The 8267-nt window shown below is 60.6% G+C and carries 8 protein-coding genes; 6 read left to right on the top strand and 2 right to left on the bottom strand.

Features of this window, described 5'->3' with window-relative positions; all coding sequences use genetic code 11:
• From astA to WCA53_RS34400, 6 genes are all read left to right on the top strand, one after another.
• On the top strand, positions 1 to 942 hold a 942-nt coding region (gene astA / locus WCA53_RS34425; protein ID WP_423922813.1), incomplete at its 5' end, for an arginine N-succinyltransferase.
• A complete protein-coding gene (gene astD, locus WCA53_RS34420; protein WP_423922808.1) occupies positions 939 to 2414 on the top strand; it encodes a succinylglutamate-semialdehyde dehydrogenase in 1476 nt (491 codons plus the stop codon). The genes astA and astD, both read left to right, overlap by 4 nt.
• A 9-nt stretch (positions 2415 to 2423) precedes the next feature.
• The gene (astB, locus tag WCA53_RS34415; RefSeq protein ID WP_423922805.1) at positions 2424 to 3767 is read left to right on the top strand and encodes an N-succinylarginine dihydrolase; all 1344 of its coding nucleotides are present in this window, start codon (positions 2424 to 2426) and stop codon (positions 3765 to 3767) included.
• Entirely contained in the window at positions 3751 to 4776 is a 1026-nt protein-coding gene (astE, locus tag WCA53_RS34410; protein ID WP_423922802.1) for a succinylglutamate desuccinylase, read from the top strand. Before astB ends, astE begins: the two co-directional genes overlap by 17 nt.
• A gap of 452 nt (positions 4777 to 5228) precedes the next feature.
• On the top strand, positions 5229 to 6167 hold the full coding sequence (locus tag WCA53_RS34405) for a LysR family transcriptional regulator (RefSeq protein ID WP_423922799.1): 939 nt from the start codon (positions 5229 to 5231) through the stop codon (positions 6165 to 6167).
• A gap of 129 nt (positions 6168 to 6296) precedes the next feature.
• The gene (locus WCA53_RS34400) at positions 6297 to 6467 is read left to right on the top strand and encodes a hypothetical protein (protein ID WP_423922796.1); all 171 of its coding nucleotides are present in this window, start codon (positions 6297 to 6299) and stop codon (positions 6465 to 6467) included.
• Between the two features lie 76 nt (positions 6468 to 6543).
• On the opposite strand, the gene WCA53_RS34395 is transcribed toward WCA53_RS34400, so the two are convergent.
• Together WCA53_RS34395 and WCA53_RS34390 are read right to left on the bottom strand one after the other, a co-directional pair.
• Positions 6544 to 7350: a metallophosphoesterase gene (locus WCA53_RS34395; protein ID WP_423922818.1), complete on the bottom strand. Its 807-nt coding sequence runs from the start codon at positions 7348 to 7350 to the stop codon at positions 6544 to 6546.
• A 104-nt stretch (positions 7351 to 7454) separates the two neighbouring features.
• A partial coding sequence (locus tag WCA53_RS34390; protein ID WP_423922792.1) for an FAD-binding oxidoreductase occupies positions 7455 to 8267 on the bottom strand: 813 nt, incomplete at its 5' end.

Genomic DNA, 8267 nt, shown 5'->3' with positions numbered 1-8267 from the left:
CGCGTGGAGCGCGCGCGCCGCACGCTCGCGGGCGAGGCCGCACCATTCGAAGCGGGTTACCTGTTCGTAATGGAAGACACGGTGACCGGCGATATTGCGGGGGTTTGCGGTATTGAAGCGGAAGTGGGGCTTGAACAGCCGTTCTATAACTATCGTGTTTCAACTGTCGTGCATGCAAGCCGCGATCTCGGCGTGTGGACCAAGATGTCGCTGCTCAACATCTCGCACGACCTGACCGGTTACTCTGAAGTCTGCTCGCTGTTCCTGAGTCCGCGTTACCGCACCGCGGGTGTCGGCGGCTTGTTGTCGCGTTCGCGATTCATGTTTATCGCGCAGTTTCGCGAACGTTTCCCTGAGCGGCTGTGCGCCGAGCTGCGTGGGCACTTTGATGAAACCGGCGCGTCGCCGTTCTGGCAGGCGGTCGGTTCGCACTTCTACCAGATCGATTTCAATGCCGCCGATTACCTCAGCTCTCACGGCAAGAAGTCATTCCTTGCCGAATTGATGCCGCGCTACCCCGTCTACCTCGCGATGCTGCCCGACGACGCACAAGCAGCAGTCGGCCTGACGCATCGCGACACGTTGCCCGCGCGCAAGATGCTCGAAACGGAAGGGCTGCGCTATGAAAATCACGTCGATATCTTCGATGCCGGCCCAGTCCTCGAATGCCACATCGCGGATTTGCGGACGGTGCGCGAAAGCGTGCTGGTGAAAGTGCGGATCGGTGAGCGCTTGCTACCGGGCGAGGCACGCAGTCTCGTCTCCAACACATCCCTCGACGACTTCCGTTGCGGCGCGGCGCTCGGTATTCCCGAAGACGGCGCGTTCTTGCTCACCGCCGACGAAGCGGCCGCGTTACGCGTGAACGATGGAGATAGGGTGCGCGTGCTGGCTTCCCAGCCCCACGCTCAGTCGCGACCCGCCTTAAGGAATCAGAAATGACGAATATTTCGACTCAATTGTTTATCGATGGCGTTTGGAGCGATGGCAGCGGTGTGCCGTTTGCGTCGCGTAATCCGGGCAACGGCGAAGTGGTTTGGGAAGGTGCGAGCGCGTCAGCCAAGGATGTGGACCGCGCGGTCGCTTCTTCACGCAAGGCGTTCGCTTCGTGGTCTGCGCTGGCGCTTGATGAGCGCATCGCGATTGCGCGTCGGTTCTCGGCGCTTCTGGTTGATCACAAGGAAATGCTCGCGTTCACGATTGGCCGCGAAACCGGCAAGCCTTTATGGGAAGCGCGTACTGAAGTCGCGACGATGGCCGCCAAAGTCGATATCTCCGTGCAGTCGTATCACGAGCGCACGGGCGAAAAACGTCAGGCGATGGCCGATGGCGTCGCGGTCTTGCGGCATCGCCCGCATGGCGTGGTCGCCGTATTCGGGCCTTACAATTTTCCGGGGCACTTGCCCAACGGGCATATCGTTCCGGCGTTGATCGCGGGTAACGCAGTCGTGTTCAAGCCGTCGGAACTGGCGCCGGGCGTGGCCGCGTTGACGGTCGAATTGTGGTCGCAAGCAGGCTTGCCTTCAGGCGTCCTGAACCTTGTGCAAGGTGAGAAGGACACGGGCATTGCGCTCGCGAACCACAAGCAGATCGATGGCCTGTTTTTCACAGGTAGTTCGGATACCGGAACATTGTTACACCGACAATTCGGCGGACGTCCCGAGATCGTGCTCGCGCTGGAGATGGGCGGCAACAACCCGCTGGTCGTGGCGCACGTCGAAGACATCGACGCCGCCGTGCATCATACGATCCAGTCGGCGTATTTATCGGCGGGACAGCGCTGCACATGCGCGCGCCGGCTGTTTGTTCCCGACGACGCCTTCGGCGAACGCTTCACGCAACGCTTGCTCGACGTGACGTCGAAGATTCAGGTGGGAACCTTCGACGCCAATCCGCAGCCATTCATGGGCGCCGTCATTTCGGCGCGAGCGGCGTCGAAACTCATGCAGGCGCAGGCCGAACTGATCGAAGCGGGTGGCAAGCCGCTGCTTGAAATGACGCAACGCTCACCCGATCTCGGCTTCGTGTCGCCGGCGATTATCGACGTGACCGACGCCCGCAACATGGCGGACGAAGAGCATTTCGGCCCGATGCTGCAACTCACGCGCTACACCACGTTCGATCAGGCGATCGAGCGTGCCAACGACACCGCCTACGGCCTCTCCGCCGGTCTTCTCGCCGACGATGAATCTTCCTGGACGCACTTCCAGCACACCATTCGCGCAGGGATCGTGAACCGGAACCGGCCGACGAACGGGGCGTCGTCGGCGGCGCCCTTCGGCGGGATCGGCCGCTCGGGCAACCAGCGCCCGAGCGCGTTCTACGCAGCGGATTACTGCTCGTATCCGATGGCATCGGTTGAAAGCACGCAGTTGCAAATGCCCGCGAGCGTCTCGCCCGGCCTTCAGTTCTGAGGAACCACGATGCAAGCATTCGAAGCGAACTTCGACGGGCTGGTGGGCCCGACACACAACTACGCGGGTTTGTCGTTTGGCAATGTCGCGTCGCGCAATAACGAGAAATCGGCGGCGAATCCGAAGGCCGCCGCGAAGCAGGGTTTGCGCAAGATGAAGCGGCTGGCCGACCTTGGTTTTCACCAGGGCGTGTTGCCGCCGCTGGAACGGCCGTCGCTCAAGTTGCTGCGCAACGTGGGCTTCACAGGCACGGACGCGGCCGTGATCGAGCGTGCTGCCGCAGAAGCGCCGGCGTTGCTCGCTGCTGCCAGTTCGGCCTCCGCGATGTGGACCGCGAACGCCGCGACCGTCAGCCCGTCGGCGGACACGAGCGATGGCCGCGTGCATTTCACGCCCGCGAACCTGAGCGCGAAATTGCATCGCGCGATCGAGCATGAGGAAACGCGGCGTTCCCTGTCAGCCATTTTCTCCGATGAAGCGCGCTTCCGGATTCATCACGCGTTGCCCGGCACGCCCGCGCTTGGCGACGAGGGCGCCGCGAATCACACGCGCTTTTGCAGCGAATACGGGACGAAGGGCGTCGAGTTCTTTGTCTACGGACGCAGCGAATACGGCGGCCACGGCGCAGAACCCAAGCGTTTTCCGGCACGACAAACGCTTGAAGCGAGCAGGGCGGTCGCTCGTCTCCACGGACTGTCCGACGACGCCACGGTCTTTGCGCAGCAACTCCCCGACGTCATCGATGCGGGCGTGTTCCACAACGACGTGATCGCGGTAGGAAACTGCAACACGCTGTTTTGCCACCAGCGTGCGTTCCGCGACCAGGCTAGCGTCTACGACCAGCTCAGCACGAAGCTTCAGTTGCTTGGCGGTGCGTTCAACGCGATCGAAGTGCCCGAAGACGAAGTGAGTGTGGCCGACGCCGTGTCGTCTTATCTGTTCAACAGCCAGTTGCTGAACGCGCCCGATGGCCGGCAAGTGCTTGTCGTGCCGCAGGAATGCCGCGAGAACGCGCGGGTGGCGAAGTACCTCGATTCGCTGAAGGATCGTTCGACTTCCATCGATGAAGTCCTCGTCTTCGACCTGCGCGAAAGCATGAAGAATGGCGGCGGTCCCGCGTGCCTTCGGTTGCGCGTGGTGCTGAACGCGGCGGAGCTTGCGGCCGTGAATCCGGGCGTCTGGATTGACGACGCGCTGTTCGGGAAACTCGACGCGTGGATCGAAACGCATTATCGCGACCGCCTTGCGCCGGAAGATCTCGCCGATCCCGGACTGCTCGCAGAATCGCGCGCCGCACTCGACGTGTTGACGGGCATTCTCGGCCTGGGCGCGATCTATGACTTCCAGCGCTGAGATGATCATGCTCGCCGACTTCCTGCAATTCGCGATCGATGGCAAAAGGCCTGCTCTGAGCGAAGGGACGCTTGCGAATGGGATCCGCTGGACCTGGATCGGCGATGGCATCGTGCGCTTCGATCCGCCCGGCGAGCCGTTCAACAGCGTGGTGGCATCTGCGGGCATTCATGGCGACGAAACCGCGCCCATCGAAATCCTGTCGATGCTGGTCGCGGATATTGCCACCGGCCGCGCCGTGCTGAAAAGCCGGCTACTTGTGATCCTGGGCAACATAGAAGCGATGCGGGCCTCGTGCCGCTATCGCGACGACGATCTCAACCGGTTGTTCAACGGCCGGCATCTGACCCTGCCAACCAGTCGTGAAGCACCCCGCGCCGCGGAACTGGAAAATGCAACGCGCGCGTTCTTTGCGTCCGTTCATCACGCGAAGTGGCACATCGACATGCACACGGCGATCCGGCCGTCGGTCTATGAGCAATTCGCGTTGCTGCCGCCCACGGACAAGGCTTTATCGCGCGAGATGTTCGACTGGTTGCGTGACGCGGGGTTGTCGGCCGTGCTGCTGCATCGGGAAAAATCTAATACGTTTTCGTACTTCACAGCCGCCGAATCGGGTGCGCAGGCTTGCACGCTGGAACTCGGCAAAGTGCGGCCGTTCGGACAGAACGAACTGGCGCGTTTCGCCGCCTCCGACGCTGCGTTGCGACGGCTGATTGCCGGGCTCGCGCCCTTGCCTTCCGCGCAGCCGCTGAAAGTGTTCACCGTTGTCGGGCAAATCGACAAGCAAAGCGAGCAGTTCGAGTTGCACGTTCCCACCGACGTCGCGAATTTCACGCCATTCCCGCGTGGCACGGTGCTCGCAAACGACGGCGCGTATCGCTATGAAGTGACGCATGATGAAGAACGGATCGTGTTCCCGAACGCGGAAGTGAAGCCGGGCTTGCGCGCGGGCTTGATGGTCGTGGATACGACCGACGAAACGCTGGGTTCGCGGGATTCGCTCTAGCCAGGTTTTAGCTCGACGGTGGAGGGCACGACGGTACAAGTCGTGCCCTCCGTTGCTCATTAGCCGCAACTCGGTCCTATCGCCGACACCCGCATGCGGTCGGCTTCGCCTCCTCGAATTATCCGTAGACCCCAAACGCTGCGATAGCCGATGTGTGCGGCATTGGCGCAGCAGACTGCGCCGCGACGCGACGTTCTCCGTGCTCATCCATCCCGCTATTGTTAAAATATGTGTAAGAACCGGCGCTGACGGCGAACGGTTGAGCGCTGGGTTGACCATCCGGCTTGCAAGATTGATATCCAAAACGGGTTTGAAAACCCGATATCGATTGTATTTACGTTCGATTTATCGAGTGAATGGAAAAAGTACTCAGCATTCGTGCTGTTTTGGAAGCAATGGCCATTACTTGACGCGCAACAATTGCGACGTCTTCTGAGAGACAAAACAGGGTTATGGATACGCTTCAGAACATGCGTGTGTTTTCGCGGGTGGTGGAAGCTGGCAGTTTTACCGGCGCCGCTCAGCATCTCAACACCACCACCGCCTACGCATCGCGTGCCGTTTCCGATCTCGAAACGCATCTGCGTACGCGTTTGCTCAACCGGACCACGCGCCGGATAGCGCTCACCGAGGCAGGCGAGCGCTATCTGCAGCGCTGCGAGCAGATCCTTGCGTACGTCGACCAGGCGGAAGCGGAAGCCAGCGACGCCCATGCGCGTCCGGCGGGTAAGCTAAAAGTCCACGCCATGGCCGGCATTGGCCAGCACTACGTCGTCCCGCTGATTTCGCGATATAAGCAGCGGCATCCGACGGTGCAGATCGAACTCACACTGGCCCAGCGGGTGCCGGATCTTCTCGATGAAGGTTTCGACGTATCAGTCGTGCTCGGCACTGAGTTACCCGATTCGGGCCTCATTTCCCAGCGCTTGGGAGGCGTGTTCAGCATTGCGTGCGCGTCGCCGGCATATATTGAGCAGCATGGCGTACCGCATACCCTGTCCGACCTCTCGAACCATACGTGCTTGCAGCTCGTTACGCCTGCGTTTCCTCCAGACAGATGGCTCTTCGACGGCCCCGACGGCCAGGAAACGGTCAGCCTGGGACCGGCGCCTTTCACCGTGAATGTGGCCGAAGCCATGGCGGTGGCAATTTGCGAAGGCATGGGCGTGGGCGTTTTACCGACTTCCTCTGCTTTGCCCGCGTTGCGCGCAGGGACGATAGTGCGCGTTTTGCCGCAATACACCATGCAGATGCTCAATATGTTCGCGCTGTACTCCTCGCGGCAATATCTCGACGCCAAAATTCGCACGTGGGTCGAGTTTTTGCGGGAAGAATTGCCGGCAATTCTTGCTGCCGACGAAAAATCCCTGCAAGAATTTGTTGTGTCGTAAGCTGTAGGCAGGGGAATGGGCGTAAATTACGGAATTGCGGCGACGCAACACTTTCTTACGTCTATTTTTGCTGCATCTTGATAACTTGCAGGTTGTCTATTTTCTTGTTGAACCAGTCCGAGGAAGGTTATGAATACGCCGCTGATGTTTGCCGTCTACACATTGCTGGCTTTGATCGCCGTGCCCGCCACCCGTGAACTGCTGCGTGCCGCTCGCGAGAACGCGAAGCGTGCGCGTCTGGTGCCGATCCGCATCGACGATCACAAGCGCCGTCAGTCTCGCGATTCCATGGATCGCTGAGCCGGCATGATGGATTGAAAGACCGATTTATCGGTCTTTTTGCTTTGCGGCGTTTGGTGTCGGGTTTGGCGTCGCATCAAATCTCGACGACCTTGTCCCACTCGAACGAAGTGTTTTCGGGCGCCCCTGTGCGCCGGTCGCGATAACCCCGCGGATTGCAGACAACACGTGTTCCCTCGACCGTGTAGTCGAACGCCGTATGCGTGTGCCCGTGAATCCACAGGTCGACGGGCGGCCGAACGAGCGATGGCAGATCGCTTACAAATCCTGCCGATGCCTTGTCCGTCGCGAATTTCTCCGCCAGGCTTTGCCGTAGTGGCGCGTGATGTGTGACGACGATCGTTTTCCCATTGAAGGGCTTTGCCAGTTCCGTTTCCAGCCACGCGCGCCCCTGAGCGTGGAGCGCCAGCGAATCGGCCGGACTGAACGCGCGCGATTCTCCGTCAGGCTCATCAGGCCACGCAATCTGAATCACTCCGCGATAATCGAGCATCACTTTTTCTGCCGCCGCTATGGACGTTCGCAACTCCTCGGCGCTCGATCCGTACAACGCGAAGTCCGTCCATAACGTCGTGCCCAGCACTCGCCATTTGCCATAGCGATCAGTGAGGGCGGTATTGTTCAGGAAATGCACGTTCGGCAGGCTGCGCGCGGCATCCTGCATGGCCGTTTCGAGCGCGCCGAACTCGCCGTCGTAGTATTCGTGGTTACCTGGTACGTAGATGACCGGGACGGTTGAATCGAAGTTTTCAGCTGCCCAGCGCAGGCCCTCCGCATGGTTATGTATATCGCCGGCGAGCACGATCAGGTCGGCCTCCGCGTAGGGAATGGCCAGCGGTTCGTCGTGCTCGAGGTGCAGGTCGGACAGAACGCGGATTTTCAGGACGGCGGGGAGAGGGGATGTTTGCACGGGGGTGTTCAGGGAGGGTTGGACGGTGGTTTGGGTAGTCGTGGTTTGGTCCCCACAACCCCCCAACACGAACCATATTACTCGTTTAGCGGCACATCAAACCCGCCCTCCTCACGAGGCGTGATGCTTGGGATAACCTTCCCCGGGTTCATCAAATTTTCCGGGTCGAGTGCGGTTTTGATCGCGCGCATCAACCGTATTTCGACCGGCGACTTGTAGTGCATGGCTTCGTCTACTTTCAGTTGTCCCAACCCATGCTCCGCGCTGATGCTGCCGCGATGCGCGTGCACGCGGTCATAGACGACCCGATTCACCGCATCCTGGAACTCAGCAAGAAAGCGCTTCGGATCGACGCCTTCCGGTGCCTGTACGTTGTAGTGCAGGTTGCCATCGCCGAGATGGCCGAATGTCACCATCCGTGCGCCAGGCGCCGTTTGTGCGACGAGCGCGTCGGTTTCCTCGATGAAATGCCCGATGCGGGAAATCGGCACCGAAATGTCATGCTTGATGTTGAGCCCTTCCTGAGCCTGGGCAAGCGGAATGTGTTCGCGCAAATCCCAGAACGCCTGCGATTGCGCCAGACTCTCGGCGACGACGGCATCTTCGACCAAGCCCGTTTCCATTGCGTGTTCCATCAGCCGTTCAAACAGCGCGCGCCCGTGCTCTTCGCTCTCGCTGTCCGACAATTCGAGCAACACGGTCTGGCCGTGCGCCTGCGAGAACGGGTAGCGCATCTGCGGAAAATGCGTGTTGACGAGGTTCAGGCAGAAGTCCGACATCAATTCGAAGCCGGTCAGCAAGGGGCCGGCGTAACGCTGCGCAGTGGCGAGGAAGTCGAGCGCGGCAGCGGGCGACGCGAGTGCCGCGAGCGCCGTCACGCGCGCGACAGG

The sequence above is a fragment of the Caballeronia sp. genome (genome assembly GCF_049581465.1).
Lineage (GTDB): Bacteria > Pseudomonadota > Gammaproteobacteria > Burkholderiales > Burkholderiaceae > Caballeronia.
Note: the sequence above shows the minus strand (reverse complement) of the source record. Positions and strands in the feature narration are given on the sequence as shown.

Excerpts from the sequence above, each read along its gene's own strand:
- astB (WP_423922805.1), top strand. The coding sequence starts at position 2,424 with ATGCAAGCATTCGAAGCGAACTTCGACGGGCTGGTGGGCCCGACACAC.
- astE (WP_423922802.1), top strand. The coding sequence starts at position 3,751 with ATGACTTCCAGCGCTGAGATGATCATGCTCGCCGACTTCCTGCAATTC.
- WCA53_RS34400 (WP_423922796.1), top strand. The coding sequence starts at position 6,297 with ATGAATACGCCGCTGATGTTTGCCGTCTACACATTGCTGGCTTTGATC.
- astD (WP_423922808.1), top strand. The coding sequence starts at position 939 with ATGACGAATATTTCGACTCAATTGTTTATCGATGGCGTTTGGAGCGAT.
- WCA53_RS34405 (WP_423922799.1), top strand. The coding sequence starts at position 5,229 with ATGGATACGCTTCAGAACATGCGTGTGTTTTCGCGGGTGGTGGAAGCT.